This is a genomic window from Pelagibacterium mangrovi (assembly GCF_036662815.1).
Classification (GTDB): domain Bacteria; phylum Pseudomonadota; class Alphaproteobacteria; order Rhizobiales; family Devosiaceae; genus Pelagibacterium; species Pelagibacterium mangrovi.
In genome coordinates, this window is record NZ_JBAFXA010000009.1 from 31,270 (window position 1) to 56,326 (window position 25,057).

Here is a 25,057-nt window from a genome sequence, read left to right on the forward strand (position 1 = left end):
CAAAAAAGGCGGCTTGAAGCCGCCTTTTTTCATGCCCAATCGACCCATCGGCCGTGATAGTCGGAAAGCCCCACGGTTTCCAGTTCGCCACTGCCCGGCCACACGGTTTGCTTGAGTATGGCGCCCGCCGGATGATCTTCGGCTTCCATGTACATCCAGACAAGCGGGCTGTCGGCGGTTGCGTTGGCACCCGCCAGTTCGAACGCGGCGGCGATACGGTCCTTCGTCGCCTGTGAAAGATATTGCCAAACGATAGTGTGGAAGAACACGCGCGCGACGCCCGGCTCGGGCGTTTCGGCCAGTCTGGCTTCCACCCATTCGGCCGCGTCGGCCTTTTCCACCGTATAGGGCATAGAAGCGGCGGCCGAGAGCGCCGCCGAGACGCGACCGATGCGGTTGTGTTGATCGGCCCAGATATAGGCTAGCTGCCGCTCGACGCTTTCGGGATTGTGCGGGTCGAGCGGATTGCGATCGCAGCCGGCGCGACTGGCGATTTCCAACTCTGCGTCCAGAAGCGGAATATTGCCGCGCCATTCGCTCTCGATATTGACGAGAGCGTTGCCGGGTCCCCATTCACGGTCATTGCCCAAATCGTAATGATAGGTATCGAAGGCCAGGTTCAGCCCGGCGCTTGCCCCGACCTCATAGAGAGCCAGCGGCATTTCCAGCCGTTCGGTGAGCCGCAGCGCCATGCCCAGCAGGGGCGAAGAGCGGGAAACCTCGTTGGTTTGCGGCGGGCTGTCCAGGAAATCGTGCAGGAAATCGTCGTGCTTTTCGATGGCGCTTTCGATCGCGGCCCAAAGCTGGTCGGGCTTGGCTTCGAGCGGCGGGTAAAGCTGCGCCAGATCGCGCGCGCGTCCCGAGCGGGCGAGTGCGTGGAGTGCGCCGGCGGCGCGCAGGGCAATCGCATCGGCGCGCGCCGATGGCGGCCAGTTGAGGATACGCGCCCCGAATCGCGACGAATCAGTCAGCCTTTCGGCAAGCAGATCGCAGAGTGTGGCGGTGAAAGGGGAGCCCAAACTTCGGCAGGCCTCGGCCTGAAACCTGAAGGTTTCAAGCACGTGGGGGTTCATATTCGACATCGACGCCCTCCGACTTGTACCGTCGAAGTTTAAGGGGTTTGCCGGGCCGGTCAAAGATGTTTTTGCCTCCCCACCCGATCGCGGGGAGGCAAATGCTCTATTCGGCGGCCTGTCGATCGTCGGTCGGAGCCGACCATTTGAGACGCGGCTGGCGGGCGGCGCGGGTCTCGTCCAGGCGGCGCAGCGGCGCCCGCATGGGAGCCGACGTAAAGCGTGCCGCATTGCCGCTGCGGGCGTCTTCCGCCAATTCCCGCATGGTCGCAACGAAGGTATCGAGCGTCTGGAGCGACTCGCTTTCGGTCGGCTCGATCAGCATGGCGCCGTGGACGACGAGGGGGAAATACATCGTCATGGGGTGGAAGCCCTCATCGATCATCGCCTTGGCGAAATCGAGGGTGGATATTCCCGTGCCCTTGAGGAATTCATCGTCGAAAATCACTTCATGCATGACCGGCTGGCCGTTGAAGGGCGACGAGAAGAGATCCTGCAGCCTGGCCTTGAGATAGTTGGCGTTGAGAACGGCATCACGCGCCGCCTGGGCCAGCCCGTCGGCACCGTGGCTGAGCATATAGGTCAGCGCCCGCACATACATGCCCATCTGGCCGTGGAAGGCCGTGAGGCGCCCGAACGCTTCGCCATCGGCGTGCTCGACCAGTTCGACCCGCTCGCCATCCTTGCGGAGGAAGGGGACCGGCGCGTAGGGCGCCAGAGCTTCGGACAGCACTACAGGTCCCGCTCCCGGCCCACCGCCGCCATGCGGTGTCGAGAACGTCTTGTGGAGGTTGATGTGCATGGCATCGATGCCCAGATCGCCCGGCCGCACGACGCCCATGATGGCGTTGAAATTGGCGCCATCGCAGTAGAAATAGGCGCCTGCCTCATGGACGGCTTCAGCGATTTCGATGATCTGAGGCTCGAACAATCCGCAGGTGTTGGGATTGGTGAGCATGATCGCCGCGACATCGCTGGAAAGCGCGGCCTTAACGGCGGCGACATCGACAGTGCCGTTCTCGTTGGCGTCGATCGATTTGACGGTGTAGCCGAGAAAGGCGGCGGTCGCCGGATTGGTGCCGTGGGCGCTTTCGGGCACGAGCACGATATTGCGGTGCCCCTGCCCCTTGGCGGCGTGGGCGGCCTTGATGGCCATCATGCCGCACAATTCGCCATGGGCGCCGGCCTTGGGCGAAAGCGAGACGGCGGCGGTGTTGGTCAACTCCATCAGCCAATGGCTGAGCTGGGCCATCACATCGAGCGCGCCCTCAACCGTGGAAACCGGCTGGAGCGGGTGGATATCGGCAAAGCCGGGCAGCCGGGCCATTTTTTCGTTGAGGCGCGGGTTGTGCTTCATGGTGCACGAACCGAGCGGATACATCCCCGAGTCGATCGAGTAATTCCGGCGCGACAAACGCACGTAATGGCGCATGGCTTCCGGTTCGGTCAGTCCCGGCAGGTCCAGCTCGCTCTTGCGACGCAGGCCGCCCAGCCGGGCGTCCGAAACCTCGACATCGGGCAGGTCGACGCCCGAATGATCGCGGTCGCCAATCTCGAACAGCAAAGGTTCGGCCGGCAGCAGCGCCGAGCCGGGGGAGGCCTGGGCTTGCCCGGCGACTGGTGCGGTGGGACGCCCCTGGGTGTTCATGCTCATGCGAGTTCTCCCTTGAGGGCGTCGACCAGGGCGGCGATATCGGCGTCGGTCGTTAATTCGGTGGCGGCGAGGACGAGGAGATTTTCGACCTCGGGCTTGCCCGGTTCGAGCCGGGAAACCGGCAGGCCGGCGAGAATTCCCTTGGCGGCCAGCGCTTCGACGAGAGCTGCGGCGGGAACCGGCAGGCGAACCGTCATTTCGTTGAAGAACGTATCGTTGAGCACTTCAAGACCCGCGCCGGTCAGGGCATCGGCCAGTTCGACCGCGCGCGAATGGTTGAGCTTGGCGAGGCGCGTCAGCCCCTTTTCGCCCAGCAGCGAAAGATGGATGGAAAACGCCAGGGCGCAGAGGCCCGAATTGGTGCAGATGTTGGAGGTCGCCTTTTCGCGCCGGATGTGCTGCTCGCGGGTGGAGAGCGTCAAAACGAAACCGCGCTGCCCATCCGCATCGACCGTTTCGCCGCAGAGGCGTCCCGGCATCTGGCGGATGAATTTCTCGCGGCAGGCCAGCAGGCCGACATAGGGACCGCCGAAGGTCAGCGGGTTGCCGAGCGACTGGCCTTCGGCCACGACGATATCGGCGCCCAGTGCGCCGGGAGCTTCGAGCAGGCCCAGGGAGACGATTTCGGTCACCACCACGATCAGCAACGCACCCTTGGCGTGGGCGGCCTCGGCGAGCGCCGACACATTACGCAGATGGCCGTAGAAATCGGGGGTCTGGATGACGATGGCGGCGGTATCGTCATCGATGTGGTCGACGATGTCGCCCTGCCCTTCCGGCGAGGGTGAAAGGCATTCGAGGCCTTCTTCGCCCGAAAGGTAGGTCACCACCGTGTCGCGGTATTGCGGATGCAGGCCGCCCGACAGGAAAACCTTGTTCTTTTTGGTGATGCGCCGGGCCATGAGAACCGCTTCGGCGGTCGCCGTAGAGCCGTCATACATCGAGGCGTTGGCGACATCCATGCCGGTCAGATGCGCCACCTGGGTCTGGAACTCGAAGAGCATCTGGAGCGTGCCCTGCGAGATTTCCGGCTGGTAGGGTGTATAGGCCGTGAGCCATTCCGAGCGCTGGATCAGATGATCGACAGTGGCCGGAACGTGGTGGCGATAAGCGCCGGCGCCCACGAAGAACGGACCGTCGCCGGCCGCGTGGTTCTTTTTGGCCAGTGCCCGCATATGTGCCTCGACGGCGAATTCGGGCTGATAGCCGGGCAAATCGGGGCTGAACGTGCCAAGCACCGATTTGGGGACGGCGGCAAAAAGATCATCGATCGATGATGCGCCGATGGTTGCCAGCATATGCTGGCGATCGGCGGCGGAATGGGGAAGGTAGCGCATCGCGGCTCCGGAAGAATTAAAGACTAGGCCGTGTGCTCGGCGTAACCGGCTTCATCCAGGAGGCCGTCGAGTTCGGTTTCGTCGGAAAGTTCGAGCTTGAAAATCCAGCCGCCCGTCTCGGCGCCCGAATTGATGAGACCGGGTTCGTCCGCGAGCGCCTCGTTGATTTCGGTCACCGTTCCCGAGATCGGAGCGTAAATCTCCGAAGCGGCCTTGACCGATTCGACGACGGCGGCTTCGTCGCCCTTCTTGAAGGTGGCGCCGACGGCGGGCAGTTCGACGAAAACGATATCGCCGAGCTGTTCCTGCGCGTAGCTGGAGATGCCGACGGTGCCGATTTTGCCTTCGGTGCGGACATATTCATGATCGGTGGTGTAGCGGGTGGTCATGGTGAGGTCCCCTTGTGGACTTAAGCCGGTTTGCGGAAATAACGCTGCGGAACGAATGGCAGTTTCACGATGATGCCGGAAATGGGCTTGCCGCGCACCATCGCCGTCACCGCCTCGCCTTCCCGCGCGAGCGCGGCGGGCACATAGCCCATGGCGATCGAAGCCTGGGCCGTGGGCGCAAAGGTGCCCGAGGTTATCTTGCCGATGATCGCGCCCTCGGCATCGACCAGTTCGGCGCCCTCACGCACCGGCTGGCGGCCTTCGAAGCGGATGCCGACGCGCTTGTTTTCGACGCCGTTGGCGAGCCTGTCGAGAACGACATCCGCGCCTGTAAACCCGCCCTCGGAGCGGCGGCGCTTGCCGATGGCAAAGAGCAGTCCGGCGGAAACCGGATCGACGGCGTCGGTCATGTCGTGACCGTAAAGGCAGAGCCCGGCTTCAAGCCGCAAGCTGTCGCGCGCGCCAAGGCCCGCCGGTTCGACGGATGGGTCGGCGATCAGCAGATCGAACAGCGCAGGCGCATCGCGATTGGCAATCGAGAGTTCGAAACCGTCTTCGCCCGTATAGCCCGCGCGCGAGACATGAGCGTCAATGCCCGCGACAGTGGCCGGACCGGCCTGCATGAAACCGAGCTTTTCGGTGATGTCGCTGTGCCGGGAAAGCACTTCGGCGGCGCGCGGTCCCTGCAATGCGATGAGCGAAAGATCGTCGCGCAACTCGAAAGAGACATCGGCGGATGCCTTGGCGCGCATGAACTGGAGATCGTGGTGCTTACGGGCCGCGTTGACCACCATATAGATGACGCCATCGGCGGCCTGCCCTTCGGCGGGGCGGGTGACGATCAGGTCATCCTCGATGCCGCCCTCCTCGTTGAGCAATACCGTGTAGCGCATTTCGCCTGGGGCGAGGGATTGAAGATCGGCAGGGGTCAGGCGCTCGAGCGCTGTGATGGTCGAGGCGTGATCAGGGCCGGTAACGACCAATTGGCCCATATGGGAGACATCGAAAAGGCTCGCGGCATCGCGGGTGTGATTGTGCTCTGCAACGATGCCCGCATACTGAACCGGCAGTGCATAGCCACCGAACTCGACGATCCGTCCGCCTGCGGCGACATGGCGGTCGTAGAGCGCTGTCTTGAGAAGGTCATTAAGGGCCTGGTTGCCCATGTCGGTCTCTCCGGTTAACCACAAGCGACACCCCGCGACGCGACAATTCTGCCGCGTATCCTAGCGTGGTGCCCCCTCTGTCGGTCAACCTGAGAGATTTCCCGGAGCCTTGACGCTCCAGTTACGCCCGTCGGTGGGAAACGCTTCCGCTTCCGCTTTCCAGAGTTCGGGCTGATGCACGTTCTGCTTGCGCAGTCCGGGCACAGCCCTGTTTTTGCCTGTCGCGTTGCCGAACCGGAAAACCGGTATTCACTTTTCCTGGCAACGCTTCGAGCTCAGCGGTCCGTTTTGCCTGAGAGTTTCCGGGGCGGTTGCTCCTTCGGCGTCCCGGCTCTCATGGCCGGGATCTCTCCCGCTGATGGCGGCGACCATGGAAGAAAGCCCGGTCGCCGTCAATCGGTTAGTTGTCGAAACCCACCCAAATGGTGATGCTCTCGCCGCCCACATAGGGGATGGCGACATTCTCGACGGTGTGACTGAACTCGTTGGTGCTGGCGGGATCGGCAGTTACCGCGAGGTCGTAGCGTTCGGAGAACACGGCAAGTCTGTCGCGCTGCACGGCAAAGCGCAAGGGAACGGTTACGTTGCCGCTGGAGCCCGAGGGGCCGACGATAACACGGCCGACGGCGCCCATGTTGACGGTGATCTGGCCGTTGGAAACCACGCAATTGCGCGAAACACGGTCGATAACCCCCTGATATCGCAACGCGCTGGGATCGGAACTGCGGTTGCCGGCGTAGGAGCGGTAGAACTCGGCCCCTTCGCGAATGCGGATCGGCGGGCATTCCGTAGCGATCGCCGGCATGGCGCCGCTCGCTGCCTGCGCGATCTGGGATTGGCTGGCATTGAGGTTGGCATAGCTTGCGTCATCGCTGCCGCCGAACATCGAGCCCATCGAGCACCCGGCAACAAGCGCCGCGAGCGCCGTTCCCATAGCAATACGCAAGACAGTGCGAACCATTGCGTCTATCCCTTCCAGAAACGTCAGGCCGACAGGGCTTCGAGCATGGCCGGCGCGCCAGAACTGGTCACTTCACCCGGGGCACCTTCGACATTGACGGCCTCGACGATACCATTGCGGATCAAAAGTGACGAACGCGTAAAGCGCATGCCTAGACCACCGGCCGTCAGGTCGCGCTCCAGCCCCAGTTTCTCCGCGAGCTGACCGAGGCCATCCGCGATGAATTCGAGCGTTCCCAGCGCACCGCTCGCCTCCGCCCAGGCCTTGACCACGTGGTGGTCGTTGACGGTGCCGCAGACGATCTTGTCGACGCCGGCGGCCTTGAGCTTTTCGGCCGCCGCCAGATATCCGGGAAGATGGTTGAGATGGCAAGTGGGCGTAAAAGCGCCGGGGACGGTGAAGAAAACCACAGTACCCGAGCCCAGGATATCGGTGCTTGTCGCGTCGCTCACCCCGGTTTCGGTGATGTGTTTGACGGGCACCGAAGGAATGGGCTGGCCGGGCTCGATGGTCATTGAGGAATCCTCGTGCGATCAACAAAAAATGCCAGACACAGGACGATTACGGCCAGACTAAGATTGCCGGCTGCGTTCAGCCCCGATCGGCTGATATTGTCATAGGAGAATTCCTCTCCCGCGTCGAGGCTGGCGAGGACCTATTCGCCGGCCTCTCCGAGGTCGAGCGGGCGGAGGATTTCGAACGGGCCGTCTGGCGTATCGAAGGTGAAGCGCGCCTGCGGGTCGCTGATGCCCTCGACATCGACGCGCCCGAGCAACGGAAAGGAAAGCGAAGTTCCGTCCGAAGCGGTTTCCGGTTCCCCGAAGAGGAGGTTTGAGCCGGCGATTTCGGCGATCATCGATGCCGGATCGAATTGAGGATCGTCCAGAGCGACGGTTATGGTGCCGTCTTGCGGGTCGAAAGCGGCGTCTCCGAGCAGGCCTTCGCCATCATGGGGCAAGGGAACCGTCGCCAGTGCCTGCCGGATGCGCAAACCGCTCGCACTATCGGGCGCGTCGAGGTCGGGCGTCAGTTCGAACCGCGCGTTGACCGGAACGCAGATATCGGAGCACACGCCCATCATCACGTCGGCGACGAGCTGCGGGCTGTCGCCTTTCACCCAAACCTGGAACGGGATGACGACATGGCCGTAAAAGGCATGGTCGAGATACCCTCCGGCGGTTTCGCGGCGGGGATAGGGCCAGGCGACCTCAAGTTCGCGTATGCCCTGCGATCCGGCCGTATCGATGGTCAGCGGGATACCCGATTCACCGGGGATACGCCAATAGGTCTTGGTCGAGGCAGGCATATCGACCTCGAGCCCCATCCAGACCGCCCCATCCTCTGAAACGCGATCGGACGAGATCATCCGCACCGATACATCGGGCGCCACGCCCACCCAATCGGTCTCGATAGCCTGGGCGGGAACGGCCAGAATCAGAATGGCGATGAACAGAGGCGCGCTTTTCATGGTCACGATCATTAGTCCAGCATACAAGGACGGGAAAGGGGCGAGCGATCATGGCTTCGTGATCTTTGAAGATTTGAATATCGCGCGGAATTCTTTAGGCTTGGGAAAGACGGCGGGCAGAAAGCGAGTTGAGTATGGATACACTCAAGGGACAGTTTCTTGTTGCGACGCCGGACATGGGCGATGAACGATTTGCCGAGACGGTCGTGTATCTCATCGCCCATGGGGACGACGGCGCGATGGGGCTGGTCATCAACCAGCCCATGGAAGACATGCACCTTTCCGATATCCTCGTCGAGCTCGATCTGGGCGAGGAGGAAGACACGATCCGCATCCCCGACCGGCTGCTCAAGCAGGATGTCTTCAAGGGCGGACCAGTGGATTCGAGCCGCGGCTTCGTGCTTCACACGTCCGATTATTCCGGAGACGGCAATTCCTATCCGGTGGACGGCGACATCTGTCTAACTGCAACCCTCGATGTGCTGCGCGCCATGATGCAGGGCAAGGGCCCCCGGCACAGCCTGCTGGCGCTGGGCTATTGCGGCTGGAGCGCAGGACAACTCGAAGAGGAGTTGCGCCAGAACGGCTGGTTGACCGCCGCTCGATCCGACGATTTGCTCTTTTCGGTGCCGCCGCGCCGGAAATACGACGCGGCACTGGCCGCCATCGGGGTGACTCGGGCCACGCTCAGCCCGACGTCAGGCAACGCTTAGTGTCGTTCAGCGCTTCCGAACCGCAAAAGTGTTCCCACTTTTGCTGGAAGCGCTCTAGGCCTTTGCCTTTTCGCCAGCCTGCGCCTGCAAACGGCGCTGGAATTCCGCCCCCGGCATGGCCGCGCCGAAGGCAAAGCCTTGGGCATAGCGGCAGTTGAGACTTTTGAGCCGGGCGATCTCGTCCTCGGTCTCGACCCCTTCGGCGACCAGCGAAAGATCGAGTTCCCGCGCCAGCGTCACCACCGAACCGATGATGGGGATTTGCGTGTGCGATATGCCGCTGTCGTCGCGGATTTGCACGAAGGGCGCGGGTAGCTTGATGGTATCGAACGGGAAGCGATGCAGATAGGAGAGCGAGGAATACCCCGTCCCGAAATCGTCAAGCGCCAGGCCAAGCCCCAGGGATTTGAACGCCTCTAGCATATAGACGGCATGCTCGGGATTGCCCATCACTTGGCTTTCGGTGATCTCGAGCTTCATGTGGCGGGCCACCGACTTATTCTGCGCGACCAGCGTGCGCATATCGTTGAGCAGCGTTTCGCTGGTCAGTTGTGCGGCCGAGAGGTTGACCGAGACGTAGAACTCCTCGGGCAGCTTCATCGAGGATATCCACTGCCGGGTTTGTTCGGCCGCTTCCTCAAAGGCGAGGCGGCCGAGCTTTTCGATCTGGCCGGTCCGCTCGGCGAGCGGGATGAAGGAGCTGGGGCTGACCTGACCACGCTCGGGATGGTTCCAGCGCATCAGCGCTTCGGCACCGACGATCCTGTTGCCGTTCTGGATATCGACGATCGGCTGATAGAGCAATTGCAGGTCGCGGCGTTCAAGCGCGTCCTTGAGGTCGTCTTCCAGCGCCTGGGCATAGACGGCGATGGAGCGGGTCGCGGCGCGGAAAGCCTCGATGCGGTCGCCGCCATGGCGTTTGGCGTAATGCATGGCAAGCTCGGCGTCGCGCAGGACATCTTCGGCTTCAGCCGGCTTGTTGTCGTAGATGGTGATCCCGATCGAAACGGTGAGCGTCATGTCGCGATCGCCGAAGTTGAAGGGATTGCGCAGCGCCTTGCGCATCTGCTCGGCCACGTCGGCGATCTTGGAGGCCGACTGCTCGGACAGCAACACGACAGCGAACTGATCGCCCGAGATGCGGGCCAGTGTATCGAGGGGGCGCAAAAGGCGCGTCAGCCGCCGGGAGACGGCCAGAAGCAGCGAATCGGCCGCCATATGGCCAATGCGCTCGTCGATATCGGTGAATTTGTCGAGATCGATGAGGAAGACGGCGGGTTTGACCTCGTTGAACTCGCGTGACCGCACGAGCGCCCGTTCGAGACGGTCGAGAAAGAGCTGGCGGTTCGGCAGCCCGGTCAGGCTGTCGTGAACCGCGTCATGCAGCAGCCGGTCGCGGGCGGCGCGTTCGTCGGTCACGTCCTGCAAGGTGCCCACGATGCGGTTGACCTGATTGTCACCGCCCAGCACCGGTTTGACGCGCATGCGGAAGGCACGATAGCTGCCGTCGAACCCGGCGATGCGGATATCTGAATTGACCTTGCCGCGCTTGAGTTCGATCAGCGTGTCGAGCGCCGTCCTGAACCGGTCGCGATCCTCTGGGTGGACGCGATCCAGCCAGCGTTTGATGGCGCCCCGCAGCGCTCCTTTGCGCTCTCCCAGCCGCACCGCGAGTTCGTCGGAAACGTTGACGCGGTCGCGATCGATATTCCAATCGAAAACGAAATCGCCAGATCCGGTCATGGCGAGGGCTCGCCGCTCCACTTCCGAGAGGGCGCCGATGGAAACCTGCCCGTCGGAGAACGCGTGCTGGACGGCGGTGAAGCCCAGCAGCATGACGATCAGCACGAGACCGCCGGCCACGGCGGATTGGGCAATATCGTTGGAGACCTGCCCGGAAACCACCATCCACGCATAAACCAGCCAGGCGAGATAAATCACCCAGGTGGGCACCAGCAGGACCGCCCGGTCATAGCCGCGGATAGACAGCAGCAGGATGAGGAACAGGCCCATCAGCCCGATAAGGGCGAGCGAGGTTCGCGCAATGCCAGCCGCCAGGGCAGGATTGAAGAACGCATAGACGAACAGCGCCAGAAAGATCGCCGACAGCCCCAACGCCATATGCGTAAAGCGGAAATGCCATCGGTGGAGGTTGAGGTAAATGAACAGGAACCCGAACAGGGTGGTGGCGAGGGCGGCCTCCGCCGCCGCCCGGAAGGGCTGAATTTCCGCGTTGGAAACGCCCAGCAGCGGGCCGAAAATGCCGAAATCGATGAGCAGATAGGCAAGCACCGCCCAGGCAAGCAGCGCCGTCGCGGGGAAGACCCCCCTGCCCTTGACCACGAACATGATGGTCAAAAACACCGCCGCAAGGCTCGAAATGCCGAGCACCGTGCCCCGAAACAGGGTGAAGGAGTTGATATAGTCGCGATAGGCGTCCGGCTCCCAGAGATACAACTCGGGAAGCGTTTGTGACCTCAGTTCGGCAACGAGAGTCACCGTGGCACCGGGATCGATAACGATATCGAAAACATCAGCTTCCGAATCGGGCACGCGTTCGGGACGCAGGCCGTGACTGGGCGTGAGGGCGGTGATGCGGCCCGATCCGAGATCGGGGTGGAACACGCCTGAGCCCGGCAGCCGGAAATAGGGCGCGACCAGCAGGCGCTCGATCTGTACGTCGCTTTCGTTGCGCAGCGCGAAAACGGCCCAGTTGGGATTGTTGCCTTCGGTGATCGAAATCACCTCGATGCGGCGGATGATGCCGTCTTCCCCCGGCGCAGTACTGATCTGCACCCGGCCATCTTCGCCGGGCAGGACATCGATCGCCGCGCCCAGATTGACCGCGTTGATCCCTTCGGGAATCGTAACGACCTCGAAAGCGCCCGCCCTACCCGCCGTTCCAGCCAGCGCTACGACGAGCACCGTTAAAATGACCAGAAAGCGGGCGGGGTTAAATGACATAAATCAGAGATCCTGAAATCAATATCCAGTGGTAGCGGGATTTCGCGCAGTTTGGCAATCGAGCAGAATGCGGTTTCAAAAGCATTGTCGCGGTTGCGGCACGTAAAAGGCTTTCAGCCGGCCAAACCGTTGTATTGTTCGCGGGTGAGCGCAAACAGCATGTGATCCCTCCACTCACCGTTGATCTGGAGATAGTGCTCGGCAATACCGATCTCGCGAAATCCATTGGCCGTGAGAACCCGGCGGGATGCGGTATTGTCCGGGAGGCAGGCTGCCTCGATGCGATGCAGGCTCAGGGTGTCGAAGACAAACGGCAAGATCAGGGCAACCGAGCGGGTCATTATGCCTTTTCCCGCAAATTCGGCGCCCATCCAATATCCCAGGGTCACGTTCTGGAAGGCGCGGCGGCGCACATTGGAAAGCGTCAACCCGCCCACCAGCGTCGAACGCCGGCCGCTCTGGGTGAAGATGAAGAAGGAAAACTCGGTGCCATAGAGCGCATCGCGGCGGTTTCGGCGTACGCGGGTGGTGAAATTGCGCGCCGACAAATCCACTTCCGACCAGCGCGGCTCGAATGGAGCGAGGAACGACCGGCTGGCGAGACGCAGGCTGCGCCAGACCTGATAGTCGTTCTGCCGGGGCGATCGGATCAACAATCCATCGCCGCGAATTTCAGGCGTCGTCTGGCGAATGGAGGCGAAGGTGAACACGCGCGTCCGGCTGGTTACTTGAAGCTATCCACTATGCGATCGTATTGCGGTATCCCCCCGACCGGGCCGATACCGGCAACGGCGGGCTTGGCATCGCCGAATATCTGCCCTGCCACGTGTCGCACACGCTCGGCGTCGATCCGGTTTATCCGGTCGACGGTCTCCTGAAGCGGTATCGGGCGCCCCCAGAGAATCTGCTGGCGGGCAAGCTGCCCTGCCCGCGACGACGGGCTTTCGAGGGACATCAGAAGGCCCGCGCGAATCTGAGCACGCACACGGCTGACTTCGGCGTCGGTGATGTCATGGGCCGATTTCTGCAATTCTTCGAGCATGACGGGCAAAAGCTCTTCCACATCTTCAGCGCCCGTCGCGGCGGCGACGCCGAAGACGCCGCTATCGGCGAACGCCCAGTGGAAGGCATAGACCGAATAGCACAGGCCCCGACGCTCGCGCACTTCCTGGAACAGACGGGAGCTCATGCCCCCGCCCAGAATCGAGGAGAGGATCTGCGCGGCATAAAAGCCATCGGAATTGTAGGCCCGCCCTTCGAGGCCGAGGACGATATGGGCCTGTTCGTGGTCCGAGACTTCTCTGAACTCGCCGCCGACGTAGTGGGCTTTTTCCGGCGTCGGCGCGCCCGTGGGCTTCAAATCGTGGAAGCGATCATTGGCAAGATCGACCAATTCGTCGTGATCGACGCTGCCCGCCGCCGAAATTACCATCCTGTCGCCGACATAGTGGCTGTCGAGATAGGCGCGGATCGAATCGGGATCGAACCCGCGAACGGAGGCTTCCGTGCCCAGGATGGTGCGTCCGATCGCCTGATCGGGATAGGCGGCAGCCTGGAACAGATCGAAGACATGATCGTCCGGATTGTCGTGGGTTGACCCGATCTCCTGGCAGATGACCCGCTGCTCGCGGGCCAATTCGGCAGGGTCGAACACCGAGTTCTGGAGGATATCCGAGAGAATATCGGCGGCGAGCGCGACATCGTCCTTGAGCACCCGGGCGAAATAGCCGGTGTGTTCGATCGAGGTCGCCGCGTTGATGTCGCCGCCCACCGATTCGATGGCCTCGGCGATCTCGCGGGCCGACCGCCGGGTCGTGCCCTTGAAAGCCATGTGTTCAAGCAGGTGCGAAACACCGTGCTGGTTCGCGGTTTCGCTGCGCGAACCGGACTTGACCCACACACCGAGCGCGGCACTCTCCAGATGCGGCATGGTGTCGGTGATAACGGTCATCCCATTATCGAGGGTCGTTGTACGGACGGTCAAAGTCTAATCCTCCCAGGCGCGTGTCTTGGCGCGGATAAAGTCTTTTACGGCATTTTCGTCGTTGGCCAGCACCTCGAAGCGCTCCTCGCGCTGGCCCAGATCGGCCATATGGGCCGGCAATTGGGGGTTTCTGCCCGTGGCTGCTGCCACGGTTTCGGGGAACTTGGCCGGATGAGCCGTCGAAAGCGTCACAAGCGGGGTATGGCCGAAATTGAACCCGCGTGCCACGGCCACGCCGACGGCCGTATGCGGATCGATGAGATAGCCGGACCGCTCGAGAACATCGGCAATGATGGCGCTGGTGGCCGTTTCGTCGGCCATGCCCGAGCCGAATTCCTCGCGGATCGATTCCAGAGCAGTTTCAGGAATGGAAAAGCCTCCCGACTGCGCGAGCGAAGCGAAAAGCGCGGCGGTTTTGTCTCCATCGCGATCAAGCGCCTCAAACAGCAGGCGCTCGAAATTGGACGACACTTCGATATCCATCGAGGGGCTGACAGTCTGGGTCACGCCCCGCTTCTCGTACCGGCCGATCTTGACGGCACGGCGCAGGATGTCGTTCGAATTGGTGGCGATCACCAGCTTTTCAACAGGTAGTCCCATGCGCTTGGCGACATAGCCAGCGAAGATGTCACCGAAATTTCCAGTCGGCACCACGAAGGTCACCTTGCGGTGCGGGGCGCCAAGCGCAACGGCGGCGGAAAAATAATAGACGATCTGGGCGGCGATGCGGCCCCAGTTGATCGAATTCACCCCGCTCAGTCGGGCTTTGTCGCGGAAACCATGATCGTTGAACATGGCTTTGACAACGGCCTGGCAGTCGTCGAACGTGCCTTCGAGCGCGATGTTGAAGACATTGTCATCCAACACCGTCGTCATCTGGCGGCGCTGGATTTCGGACGTGCGGCCCTTGGGGTGGAGAATGAAGATATCGGTATTTTCCCGGCCCCGAAAGGCGTCGATCGCGGCTGAGCCCGTATCGCCCGAGGTGGCGCCCACTATGGTTGCGCGCTGTCCCCGCTCGCCCAGGATATGGTCGACGACGCGGGCCAGGAACTGCATGGCGACGTCCTTGAACGCCAGCGTCGGGCCGTGCCAGAGCTCGAGGACGAAATGACCGGGCTCAAGTTCGACCAGCGGGGTCACCGATGGGTGATTGAACCCGGCATAGGCGGCCTTGATCATGGCCTTGAGTTCGTCCGCGCCGATTTCGTCGCCGACGAATTTGGAGATCACCGCAAAGGCGACGTCCTGATACGGACGGTTGCCGAAATTGTGAATTTCTTCTGCGGTGAACTGCGGCCAGCTTTCCGGAACGTAAAGACCGCCGTCGCGCGCAAGGCCCGTGAGAACGACGTCACAAAAGCCAAGCGCGGGCGCCTGGCCGCGCGTGCTTACATACCGCATTAGATGAAAAACCTCCGACACACGCGATGCACCCTAATTGCCCTTTTCCTCGGGGGCAAGATTTGCAGGCCGGCGCTGACGCCAGAGCCAAAAGCCCAGCATTATGGGGGTGATCGCCGCAAACAAATACCAGGTGCCGGCATATTCAAGATGCCGGTTAGGGAAATAGATCTGGGTTTCGCCGCCCTGGGGCAGCTCGTCATCCGAACCCGCGCGCAGATCGAGCGTGATGGGCGCAACCGGCACCGCCGCGTCATCGAGGAATGCGGCAAGCCTTTCCGGATTGCGCACCCATTCTTCCCGGTCGTCAAGATCGGAACCAGGAGTGAAACTATTGGCCTGCTCGGGACGGCGCGCGACACCCTCGATCGTGAGGGTCCCTTCGGGTCCTCCGCCGCCATCGGCATAAGTTTGCGCGGCAGCTTCGGGAACGAAGCCCCGGTTGACCCAGACAACGCCGCCATCGATGAGCGTGAGCGGCGCCATGACCCAATAGCCCACGCCGCCATAGCGCCCGACAGGATCGACGAGATTGGTGAAAATGAGAACCGTCTGCGCGTGATCGTAGGTGCCGGTCAGTGTAAGCGGCCTGTAGTCGAAGGCCTCCGGGTCCAGGCTTCCCCAATTTTCATCGTCGGGCAGCGCCACCGGGGGCAGGTCGAAGCGCTCCTCGACGAGGGCAATCAACGCTTCTTTTTCGGCAAGGCGTTGGACCTGCCAGGTTCCGAGCGTGACGAACAGCGCCATCAAGGCGAGCATCAAAACCACGAAGCTGATCTGGGCGATGCCCCAGCGGTGTTGGGGCTGGCTTGCATCGGTCATCAACGGTTGTCCTGTTCGCCCGGATTTCGTCCGGGCCTTGCGTCAATCCCGCGCCGGGCGGATGAACCCCTCCATACGCCGGCAGTGCTGCATACGGACTTCATTTGAAGGCCGGTAAAAGGAAGGCCCTCACCACGGCGCGGGTACCGGATTTTATGCCGGTCGCGAGCGGCGAAGGCCCCCTCAATGCAGTCATTTCAATGACCGGGCCGCCGTGAAGCCGCCCGGCCTTTTGCAATCAGTGTTGGGCGATCGTGGCGCCCCAGGAGCCCCAGACATAGATCGAGGCAAACAGGAACAGCCAGACCACGTCCACGAAGTGCCAGTACCAAGCGGCGAATTCAAAGCCCAGGTGCTGCTTGGGCGTGAACTGGCCCATATACGCACGGATCAGGCAGACAGCCAGGAAGATGGTGCCGATGAAGACGTGGAAACCGTGGAAGCCGGTCGCCATGAAGAAGGTGGCGCCATAGATGTTGCCCGAGAAGTCGAAATGGGCCTGGGTGTATTCGAGAACCTGCACGCAGGAGAACAGCACGCCCAGGAGAACCGTGATCGCCAGCCCCCATTTCAGGCCCTGGCGGTCATTTTCGAGAAGCGCGTGGTGCGCCCAGGTGACCGTCGTGCCCGAAAGCAGCAGGACGAGGGTGTTGAACAGCGGCAAGTGCCAGGGATCGAACACTTCGACGCCCTCGGGGGGCCAGACGCCGCCGGTGAAGGCGACACGGCCAACCTGTGCAATCTCATCAGGGTAGAAAGCGGCGTCGAAATAGGCCCAGAACCAGGCGACGAAGAACATCACTTCCGACGTGATGAACAGGATCATACCATAGCGGTGGTGAATCTGGACAACGGGGGTGTGGTAGCCGGATTCCGCTTCCTTGATGACGTCGGCCCACCACCCATAGAAGGTATAGAGTATGCCGACGAGCCCGGCCGCGAACAGCCAAGGCACGCCCCCATGCATCCACATGATGCCGCCAGCGGCCATCAGGAACATCGCAATCGCGCCGATGACCGGCCACGGGCTCAAATCTACCAGATGGTAGTCATGGTTCTTTGCATGGGCTGCCATGTTGGCTCTATCCCCCGTTAGGAATCGTGAAACGTATAAGAAAGCGTAATCTCACGGATTGTACGCAATTCGGAATTTTGGTCGAGATCAGGATCGACGAAATACGTGATCGGCATCTCGACGGTGCCGTTAGGCGGAATGACCTGCTCGGTAAAGCAGAAACATTCAATCTTGTTGAAATAGATTCCGGTGGCTTCGGGCGTCACGTTAAAGCTGGCCGTCGTGCTGAGCGGTTCGTCGCTGAGATTGGTCGCCCGATAGACGACGGTGCTCACCGTGCCGATCGCGTTGGTCTCCACGCGCGCCGGCTCGACCTTCAGGTCCATACCCGGATCGATGGTGGCGTCGAAGCGCACGCCCATCTCGCGCGCGATAACGCCTTTCATATTGCCCTCGGAAACCTGCGTCGTGCCGCCGAAACCGGTCACCCGGCAGAACATGTCGTAAAGCGGCACGGCCGCAAAGGAAAGGCCGAGCATGAAAAGCCCTATGCCTGCGAGCCAGAGAAGCGTGCGCCTGTTCGATGATATGGGGGTATGGTCGGGTGTCGCTGTGCTCATGGTTCAGAGATCCCTTACCAGGACATCCGGCCCCACCTTCGCGATGGTGATCGCATAGAAGATGGCAACGAGCACGGCGAGAGCGATACCGATTGCGATGGAGCGATTGCGGCGGCGCTTGATGAAATCCGCGCGCTGCTGTTCGGTCATGTTCTGTTCGACGGTCATCAGAAAACTCCAAACCATCTGATCAGGCCAACATCGGCCAGGAGAGCTACGAACAACACAAACAAATACAGCAAGGAATAGGTGAAAAGGACGCGGGCGCGGCGCTTCATTTCGACGCCCTCGGAAAAGCGCAGACGAATCGCAAGGGCCGAAAAGACGACGCCCAACGCCGTTGCCGGAACGCCATAGACCCAACCCACCAGCCCGGTCAGGACGGGGCCGAAGCCTGCGACGGTCAGCAGCACCGTGTAAATGACGATCTGGTTCTGGGTGGCCCGTTCGCCCGCCACATTGGGGAGCATGGGAATGCCGGCGGCTTCGTAATCACCCTTCTTGTAGAGTGCCAGCGCCCAGAAATGGGGCGGCGTCCACAGGAAGATGATCATGAACAGGATCACCGCATCGAGCGAGATTGTTCCGGTCACGGCGGCCCAGCCAATCATCGGCGGGAAAGCGCCGGCCGCACCGCCGATCACGATGTTCTGCGGGGTCGAACGCTTGAGCCACATCGTATAGACGACGGCATAAAAGAAGATGGTGAAGGCAAGTAGGCCGGCCGCCAGCCAATTGGTGGCAAGGCCCAGCGTTGCGACGGAGAAACCCGCGAGGGTGAGCCCGAGCAGCAGTGTATCGTCCCGCGTCACACGACCGGAGGGGATAGGCCGGTTGAGTGTGCGGCTCATCTTGGCGTCGATATCGGCTTCATACCACATATTGAGAGCGCCCGACGCGCCTCCGCCGATGGCGATGCACAGGATGGCGATAAATCCGATGACGGGATTGATGCCGCCGGGGGCAACCAGCATGCCAACGAAAGCCGTGAACACCACGAGCTGCATCACTCGGGGCTTCAAGAGCTCCAGATAATCCTCCACGCGGCCGCCCATATGGACGGATGAGGTCTGATTGGTGTCGTCTACGTAAGCCAAGGTGAGGAACTGGGCTCCATCTGCAATTAGAACGCAACCCGGCGAACCGGGTTGCGAAGGGTCGGTTCTCGTATCGCCGTCTTACTTGAAGCGCGGCAGGGTCTCGAACTGGTGGTACGGCGGGGGCGAGCTCAGCGTCCACTCCAGCGTCGTCGCACCTTCGCCCCAAGGATTGTCCGCTGCCTTACGCTTGCGGGCGAACGCCTCGAAGATCGAGTAGAAGAAGAACACCATGCCGATAACCGTAACTACGTAACCCCAGGACGAAACGTTGTTCCACAGCGTGTAGCTGTCGGGATAGTCGATATAGCGGCGCGGCATGCCGGCAAGACCAAGGAAGTGCTGCGGGAAGAAGATCAGGTTCACACCGATGAACATGATCCAGAAGTGCAGCTTGCCCAGGAGCTCATTGTACATCACCCCGAACATTTTGGGGAACCAGTAGTACCAGCCCGCAAAGATGGTGAAAACAGCACCCAGCGAGAGCACGTAGTGGAAGTGCGCCACCACGTAATAGGTGTCATGGAGTGCACGGTCGGCGCCGGCATTGGCCAGCACGACGCCAGTCACGCCACCCACGGTAAAAAGGAAGATGAAGCCGATGGACCAGAGCATGGGCGTGGTCATCCTGATCGAACCGCCCCACATGGTCGCTATCCACGAGAAGATCTTGATGCCCGTGGGCACCGCGATGATCATGGTCGCGGCGGTGAAATAGCGCTGCGTGTTGAGCGAGATGCCGGAGGTGTACATGTGGTGCGCCCAAACGACGAACCCGACCGCACCGATCGCGACCATGGCCAGAACCATGGCCATGTAACCGAAGATGGGCTTGCGCGAGAAGGTCGAAACGATGTGGCTGATGATGCCGAAGCCCGGCAGGATCATGATGTACACTTCAGGGTGACCGAAGAACCAGAACAAGTGCTGGAACAGGATCGGATCGCCACCGCCGGCCGGATCGAAGAAGGCCGTACCGAAATTGCGGTCAGTGAGCAGCATGGTGATGCCACCGGCAAGGACCGGAAGGGCCAACAGCAGCAGGAACGCGGTGACCAGAACCGCCCAGGCAAAAAGCGGCATCTTGAACATGGTCATACCAGGGGCACGCATGTTCAAAATGGTGGTGATGAAGTTGATGGCGCCCAGGATCGAGGATGCACCGGCAATATGGAGCGACAGGATCGCGTAGTCCATTGCCGGGCCAGGCTGCCCCGAGGTCGAGAACGGCGGATATACGGTCCAGCCGCCGCCGGTGCCCATTGCACCCGGAGGGCCTTCCATGAACATGCTCATGAGCACGAGTATGAAGGCAGGAACCAGCAACCAGAAAGAGATGTTGTTCATGCGCGGGAACGCCATGTCCGGCGCACCGATCATGAGCGGCACGAAATAGTTGGCAAAACCGCCGATCACCGCAGGCATCACCATGAAGAAGATCATGATCAGGCCGTGAGCAGTAGTAAACACGTTGAACATGTGCTTACCGGCATCGAGTGCGGCGTTGCCATCGACGCCGTAAACCATCTGGGCGAGTCCGGGGAAAATCTGGATACCCGGCTCGGCCAGCTCCCAGCGCATGAAACCCGAGAGCGCTCCGCCGATGATCCCCGCGATGATCGCGAAGATCAGGTAAAGCATACCGATATCTTTATGGTTGGTGGAAAGGACCCACCGCCTCCAGCCAGTCGGAATGCCGTGTGCGGCATCGGAATGGGCTGCGTGAGCTTGTGCCATGTTCTTAACCTCTAATTCTCTAGCCGCTTACTCGATCGATGCCATCAAAGTGCTGTTGGCATTGGCGAGGCTCCCCTCCTGGGCGGCGGCCAGCCATGTATCATACTGCTCCTGCTCCACCACGCGAACCGCGAGCGGCATGAAGGCATGATCCTTACCGCACAGTTCCGAGCACTGGCCGTAGTAAATGCCGGTCTCGCGGGCGTAGAACCAGGATTCATTGTTGCGGCCGGGCACGGCGTCGACCTTGATGCCGAAGGACGGAACGGCAAAGGCGTGCAGCACGTCGGCAGCGGTGATCAGAAGACGAACGGTGGTGTTGACCGGAACGATCAGCTCATTGTCGACAGCCAGCAGACGAGGCTGCTCGGGCTTGAGTTCGGCGCGCTGCTCTTCATTGAGCATGATCGACACGAAATCGACATCCTCGTCCATGTATTCATAGCCCCAGTACCACTGATAGCCTGTAACCTTTACGGTCAGGCTCGGCGCAGGCACCTCGACTTCGCCGCCGAAGATCTCCGAACCGAGATAGCGGCGCTCGCCATCCGGGATCGTCTGCTGATCGGCAAGGACGCCGAATGAGGGAATGGCGATCACAAAGAGGATGAGAACCGGGAGCACCGTCCAGACGATTTCGACCATCGTGTTGTGGGTGAAGCGGGACGGAACCGGATTGGCACGCTGGTTGAAGCGCACGATGACGATGATCAGGAGCGCGAGAACCAGAAGGACCATCCCCGTGATGATCCACATGAGCAGACCGTCGTGGAAGGCGACGATCGAATCCATGATCGGGGTCACGGATGGCTGCAAACCAATCTGACCCGGAACAGCATGGCCAAGCTCTTGGGCCGAAGCAATTGCCGGGACCAGCGCCAACATCAGCGCGGCGAGTGAGGCTTTGACCAGACGGAAAGAAAATCCTGTCACCTGGACTTCTCCTGAACGTAATTTGTTATTGTGCTCCCTAGCATGTCCGTTTCACGCGGCAAATGGTGCCCGCTCCCGACTCATGATTGGGGGTGCCGTTTTTTCTCGGGCCAGCTAAACCACATCCGTCCGGACAAGGCAATTGATCTGGAGAGCACATTTTGTGCGTCAAAATGCGCCAAAGACGCCTTACGAGCGCCCCAGTTGTGGGATTTTTGGCCGGTTCGGGCTCCTTGTGTTGACAATGACCGCCACCCTGCCCGACACATCACGCATCGGCCCGACGTCCGGACCGCCAGAAAACAAGAGCTTTTCATGCGCCACATCGCCCCCATAGCCGCAGCCCTTATCGCTTCATTGTGCCTTGCAGGATCCGCCGGCGCGCAGGGCACCGTTCGATCCCAGCACGGGGATTGGCAGATGAGCTGCGATCTTGTGCCCGGCGCACTCGAAGAGCAATGCGCCCTGATCCAGAACGTGACGGCCGAAGACCAGCCCAACGTCGCGCTTTCGGTCATCGCGCTCAAGACTGCCGATCAGGAAGCTCGCCTGCTGCGCATCCTCGCCCCGCTGGGCGTATTGCTGCCCAATGGCCTGGGCCTCAATATCGATGGGGAAGATCTTGGCCGGGTCGCCTTCGTGCGGTGCCTGCCGAACGGTTGCGTGGCGGAGGTGGTCATGGATGACGACCTTATGACGCAGCTCACCGAAGGCGAGAACGCCATTTTCATCGTGTTCCGCACCCCGGAAGAGGGAATAGGCATTCCCGTGTCGCTGGCCGGCTTCCAGGACGGTTTCGACGCCCTGCCCTGACGCGAGACATAAAAAAGCCGGACCGCATGCGGTCCGGCTGGGCTAGGAAACAAGGCCAAAGGCAAATTCAACCTTGCTTCGCTTCGAGCTCTCTTTGAGCGGACAAGCGTATCGGCAAAATACGCCCGGCCAAGAGCCCGATCAGGGCTTCAGCAAGGGGTCACCGAAGCCATTGTGCGGCGCGCGCGTTGCGGCGCGCATCGAGAAGCTCGCCGGCGGCAACGCCGCCATGACGCAGGGCTTCTGCAATATCGTGACGCGTGAGCCCCATATCGCTGAGCAGGGCTGCATCCATCTGCATCATCGAACGGAGCGTCGAACGGCGCATGCCGGCGCGGGATTTAAAAGAAAACAGGGCCATGATCTACTCCATCACCCCATTTGCTCTATCGGACTGGTAGAGTTTATGGGCGGCTAAGTCTTGTGAATGCTACTTAGGTGCTTGCCTCTCATTATTCAAATGAATAGATTTCATTCTCTCGATCAAAAAATGTGATGGACAACGGCCATGGCCGCTCCCCTCGATCTCGATCAGTTGCAGACCTTCTGCGCCATTGCCGATTGCGGCAGTTTCACCGAGGCCGCCAAGCGGGTTTACAAGACCCAATCGGCAGTTTCGATGCAGATCAAGAGGCTCGAAGAGCGGCTGGGACAGCCGCTGTTTCTGCGCGACGGGCGACGGGTATCGCTGACCACGGAAGGGGAAGCGCTTTACGCGCGGGCCCGCCGGATGCTCAAGATCAATGCCGAGATCATCGACATGTTCTCCAAGGACGACCTGGTGGGCAATATCCGGTTCGGCGTACCCGACGACTATGCGGTCAAGCTCCTGCCGGTGATCCTTTCGAGTTTCCAGCGCACCCATCCACGCATCACCGTCGACGTGCGCTGCCAGCCTTCCGAGGAGCTCCTGGCCGGCATGCGCTCGGGGCGTTACGACATCATCGTCTTCACGCAAGGGACGATGCATGAATTCGGCGAGTTGTTCCGCACCGAGAAGATGCATTGGGTGGCCAGCCATGGCGGGCGCGCACTTGCGTCCGATCCACTGCCACTGGCCTGCGGCCCCTCGTTTTGCACCTGGCGGGCCGATGCCGTCGAAGCGCTGAACCGGATCAACCGCGATTTCCGCGTCGCCTATACCTCGTCGAACGCCACGGCCATCTCATCGGCCGTGCTTTCCGATCTGGCCGTCGGGTTCCTGCCGGAAAGCGCACTGCAGCCGGGGATGCGTGTAGTTTCGCAGGACCAGGGATTGCCTCGGCTCAACGATGCGCAAATAGCGCTGCTGCGCGCTTCGCACGCCTATGGCGGCATCTACGATGCCCTTGCGACCCATATCGTGGAAAGCATGGGCAATCTGCCCGGCTCTTACTATGGACGCGAGAGCGCGGAAGAGACCGCCGCCGAATAGGGCACGTCAGGCCGAGGTCGCCATTCCATAATCGGAAAAGATGCGGCTGACGTCGCCCTGCCATTCGCCGTGGTAGCGATCGAGCAAGCGTTCGGCCGGTGTCTTGCCCGTTTCGAGCGTATAATCGAGCGGCTTGAGGAAGACGGCCTCGTCCGCGCCCTCCCAATTGACCTGATTGCGCGCCTTGAGCCCGGATCGCGCGATGGCGACGGCCTGACGGGCAATGTCATAGACGGAGCCGTCGCGGAACGGGGTTTTGAGCGCGGTCTTGGGAACGCCGAGCCGCAGCGCCTGCCGCTCCTCTTCGGTCCAGTCCTTGACCAGATCCCAGGCGGCATCGAGCGCGCTGTCATCGTAAAGCAGCCCAACCCAGAAGGCCGGCAAGGCACAAATCCCCTGCCAGGGGGCACCGTCGGCGCCGCGCATTTCCAGAAACTGCTTCATGCGGACTTCGGGGAAGAGGGTCGAGAGATGATCTTCCCAATCCTTGATCGTGGGCTTTTCGCCCGGAAGCTGCGGAAGCTTTCCGTCGAGGAAGGCCCGGAAGCTCTCGCCGGCGCAATTGACGTATTGGCCATTGCGGATGACGAAATACATCGGCACGTCGAGCGCGTAATCCACATAGCGCTCGAAACTCATGCCGTCTTCGAAGGCGAAGGGCAGCATGCCGGTGCGAGCGGCGTCGGTGTTGAGCCAGATATGCGAGCGGAACGACAGCAACCCGTTGGGCTTGCCTTCCAGGAACGGTGAATTGGCAAAGAGCGCCGTCGCAATGGGCTGGAGCGCAAGGCTGACACGGAGTTTTTTGACCATGTCGGCTTCGGATGCGAAGTCGAGATTGACCTGCACGGTGGCCGAGCGGAACATCATGGATGTGCCCAGCGTGCCGACCTTTTCCATATAGGGTTTCATGATGCCGTAGCGCGATTTCGGCATGGCCGGAATCTCGTCGAGCGTCCAGGTGGGCGTCACGCCGATGCCGAGGAAGTCGATCCCCATGGGCTCGGTGAACTTGCGCAGAAGCTTGAGGTGTTCGTTGGCCTCTGTGCAGGTCTGATGGATGGTTTCGAGCGGCGCACCGGACAGCTCGAACTGGCCACCCGGCTCGAGCGAGATGGCGCCACCGCCAAGCGGGTTGTTGAGACCGATGACGTTGTCGCCGTCGTAATAAGGCAGCCAGGCCGTCTCGGTCTGAACCTTGTCGAGCAGCGCGCCGATGCCGTTTTCGCCCTCATAGGGCACGGGCGTAAAGCCGTCGCGATAGAAGGTGAACTTCTCGTGCTCGGTGCCGATACGCCACTCGGATTTCGGCTTGGAGCCGCGAGAGATCGTTTCGATCAACTGGGATCGCGTTTCGATCGTGGGCGATGGCTTATCGGCCATTAAGTACCTCGGGTATTGCAGATGGGCATGGGGGTCATGCCGGAGTTCGCGACAATAACCAGCGTTCGTTCCAGATCAATCCCCTTTATCGTAATCTTACGATAAAAACA

The 25,057-nt window shown here is 61.3% G+C and carries 24 protein-coding genes and 2 riboswitches; of the genes, 3 read left to right on the top strand and 21 right to left on the bottom strand.

What is annotated here, in order from left to right; translation table 11 throughout:
- Positions 1-29: 29 nt before the first annotated feature.
- The 8 genes from V4T21_RS15695 to V4T21_RS15730 form a co-directional block, all read right to left on the bottom strand.
- Positions 30-1,082 (bottom strand): DUF2332 domain-containing protein, encoded by a 1,053-nt coding sequence (locus V4T21_RS15695; RefSeq protein ID WP_332718557.1) that lies wholly within the window; start codon positions 1,080-1,082, stop codon positions 30-32.
- Between the two features lie 97 nt (positions 1,083-1,179).
- Positions 1,180-2,727: an aminomethyl-transferring glycine dehydrogenase subunit GcvPB gene (gene gcvPB / locus V4T21_RS15700; protein ID WP_332718559.1), complete on the bottom strand. Its 1,548-nt coding sequence runs from the start codon at positions 2,725-2,727 to the stop codon at positions 1,180-1,182.
- On the bottom strand, positions 2,724-4,064 hold the full coding sequence (gcvPA, locus tag V4T21_RS15705) for an aminomethyl-transferring glycine dehydrogenase subunit GcvPA (protein ID WP_332718561.1): 1,341 nt from the start codon (positions 4,062-4,064) through the stop codon (positions 2,724-2,726). Before gcvPA ends, gcvPB begins: the two co-directional genes overlap by 4 nt.
- A 23-nt stretch (positions 4,065-4,087) precedes the next feature.
- Positions 4,088-4,453, bottom strand: coding sequence for a glycine cleavage system protein GcvH (gene gcvH, locus V4T21_RS15710; protein WP_332718563.1), 366 nt, complete (start codon positions 4,451-4,453; stop codon positions 4,088-4,090).
- A gap of 20 nt (positions 4,454-4,473) precedes the next feature.
- Entirely contained in the window at positions 4,474-5,619 is a 1,146-nt protein-coding gene (gene gcvT, locus V4T21_RS15715; protein ID WP_332718565.1) for a glycine cleavage system aminomethyltransferase GcvT, read from the bottom strand.
- 67 nt (positions 5,620-5,686) lie between these two features.
- Positions 5,687-5,792, bottom strand: a riboswitch (glycine riboswitch).
- Between the two features lie 96 nt (positions 5,793-5,888).
- Positions 5,889-5,984, bottom strand: a riboswitch (glycine riboswitch).
- Positions 5,985-6,019: 35 nt separating this feature from the next.
- The gene (locus tag V4T21_RS15720) at positions 6,020-6,580 is read right to left on the bottom strand and encodes a hypothetical protein (protein ID WP_332718566.1); all 561 of its coding nucleotides are present in this window, start codon (positions 6,578-6,580) and stop codon (positions 6,020-6,022) included.
- Positions 6,581-6,603: 23 nt separating this feature from the next.
- Positions 6,604-7,095 (bottom strand): redoxin family protein, encoded by a 492-nt coding sequence (locus tag V4T21_RS15725; RefSeq protein ID WP_332718569.1) that lies wholly within the window; start codon positions 7,093-7,095, stop codon positions 6,604-6,606.
- A 140-nt stretch (positions 7,096-7,235) separates the two neighbouring features.
- A complete protein-coding gene (locus V4T21_RS15730) occupies positions 7,236-8,048 on the bottom strand; it encodes a protein-disulfide reductase DsbD domain-containing protein (protein WP_332718572.1) in 813 nt (270 codons plus the stop codon).
- Positions 8,049-8,182: 134 nt separating this feature from the next.
- Here V4T21_RS15730 and V4T21_RS15735 point away from each other — a divergent pair, with 134 nt between their 5' ends.
- Positions 8,183-8,761 carry a YqgE/AlgH family protein gene (locus V4T21_RS15735; RefSeq protein WP_332718574.1) on the top strand — a complete coding sequence of 193 codons (579 nt, stop codon included), beginning with the start codon at positions 8,183-8,185 and terminating at the stop codon, positions 8,759-8,761.
- A gap of 54 nt (positions 8,762-8,815) precedes the next feature.
- Here V4T21_RS15735 and V4T21_RS15740 read toward each other — a convergent pair whose 3' ends face one another.
- The 11 genes from V4T21_RS15740 to coxB form a co-directional block, all read right to left on the bottom strand.
- Entirely contained in the window at positions 8,816-11,725 is a 2,910-nt protein-coding gene (locus tag V4T21_RS15740) for an EAL domain-containing protein (protein ID WP_332718577.1), read from the bottom strand.
- A gap of 113 nt (positions 11,726-11,838) precedes the next feature.
- Entirely contained in the window at positions 11,839-12,435 is a 597-nt protein-coding gene (locus V4T21_RS15745) for a GNAT family N-acetyltransferase (protein WP_332718579.1), read from the bottom strand.
- Positions 12,436-12,449: 14 nt separating this feature from the next.
- Positions 12,450-13,709 (bottom strand): M16 family metallopeptidase, encoded by a 1,260-nt coding sequence (locus V4T21_RS15750; protein WP_440589663.1) that lies wholly within the window; start codon positions 13,707-13,709, stop codon positions 12,450-12,452.
- 3 nt (positions 13,710-13,712) lie between these two features.
- Positions 13,713-15,113 (bottom strand): threonine synthase, encoded by a 1,401-nt coding sequence (thrC, locus tag V4T21_RS15755; protein WP_332718581.1) that lies wholly within the window; start codon positions 15,111-15,113, stop codon positions 13,713-13,715.
- 33 nt (positions 15,114-15,146) lie between these two features.
- Positions 15,147-15,935, bottom strand: a complete 789-nt coding sequence (locus V4T21_RS15760) for an SURF1 family protein (protein ID WP_332718583.1) — start codon at positions 15,933-15,935, stop codon at positions 15,147-15,149.
- Positions 15,936-16,173: 238 nt separating this feature from the next.
- On the bottom strand, positions 16,174-17,010 hold the full coding sequence (locus tag V4T21_RS15765) for a cytochrome c oxidase subunit 3 (protein WP_332718585.1): 837 nt from the start codon (positions 17,008-17,010) through the stop codon (positions 16,174-16,176).
- Between the two features lie 17 nt (positions 17,011-17,027).
- Positions 17,028-17,570, bottom strand: coding sequence for a cytochrome c oxidase assembly protein (locus V4T21_RS15770; RefSeq protein WP_332718587.1), 543 nt, complete (start codon positions 17,568-17,570; stop codon positions 17,028-17,030).
- A 3-nt stretch (positions 17,571-17,573) separates the two neighbouring features.
- Positions 17,574-17,738: a cytochrome c oxidase system small membrane protein gene (locus V4T21_RS15775; RefSeq protein WP_332718589.1), complete on the bottom strand. Its 165-nt coding sequence runs from the start codon at positions 17,736-17,738 to the stop codon at positions 17,574-17,576.
- Positions 17,738-18,667 carry a heme o synthase gene (locus V4T21_RS15780; protein WP_332718591.1) on the bottom strand — a complete coding sequence of 310 codons (930 nt, stop codon included), beginning with the start codon at positions 18,665-18,667 and terminating at the stop codon, positions 17,738-17,740. The genes V4T21_RS15775 and V4T21_RS15780 overlap by 1 nt, the downstream gene beginning before the upstream one ends.
- 81 nt (positions 18,668-18,748) lie before the next feature.
- A complete protein-coding gene (gene ctaD, locus V4T21_RS15785) occupies positions 18,749-20,404 on the bottom strand; it encodes a cytochrome c oxidase subunit I (RefSeq protein ID WP_332718593.1) in 1,656 nt (551 codons plus the stop codon).
- Between the two features lie 27 nt (positions 20,405-20,431).
- A complete protein-coding gene (gene coxB, locus V4T21_RS15790) occupies positions 20,432-21,337 on the bottom strand; it encodes a cytochrome c oxidase subunit II (RefSeq protein ID WP_332718595.1) in 906 nt (301 codons plus the stop codon).
- Positions 21,338-21,652: 315 nt separating this feature from the next.
- On the opposite strand from coxB, the gene V4T21_RS15795 reads away from it, so the two are divergent.
- Positions 21,653-22,150, top strand: a complete 498-nt coding sequence (locus tag V4T21_RS15795) for an invasion associated locus B family protein (RefSeq protein WP_332718597.1) — start codon at positions 21,653-21,655, stop codon at positions 22,148-22,150.
- Positions 22,151-22,310: 160 nt separating this feature from the next.
- Here the strand turns inward: V4T21_RS15795 and V4T21_RS15800 are convergent, their stop codons facing one another.
- The gene (locus tag V4T21_RS15800; RefSeq protein ID WP_332718599.1) at positions 22,311-22,511 is read right to left on the bottom strand and encodes a hypothetical protein; all 201 of its coding nucleotides are present in this window, start codon (positions 22,509-22,511) and stop codon (positions 22,311-22,313) included.
- Between the two features lie 147 nt (positions 22,512-22,658).
- Between V4T21_RS15800 and V4T21_RS15805 the strand changes: the two genes are divergently transcribed.
- A complete protein-coding gene (locus tag V4T21_RS15805; RefSeq protein WP_332718601.1) occupies positions 22,659-23,564 on the top strand; it encodes a LysR family transcriptional regulator in 906 nt (301 codons plus the stop codon).
- Between the two features lie 6 nt (positions 23,565-23,570).
- On the opposite strand, the gene V4T21_RS15810 is transcribed toward V4T21_RS15805, so the two are convergent.
- Positions 23,571-24,947, bottom strand: a complete 1,377-nt coding sequence (locus tag V4T21_RS15810; RefSeq protein WP_332718603.1) for a glutamate--cysteine ligase — start codon at positions 24,945-24,947, stop codon at positions 23,571-23,573.
- Positions 24,948-25,057 lie beyond the last annotated feature (110 nt).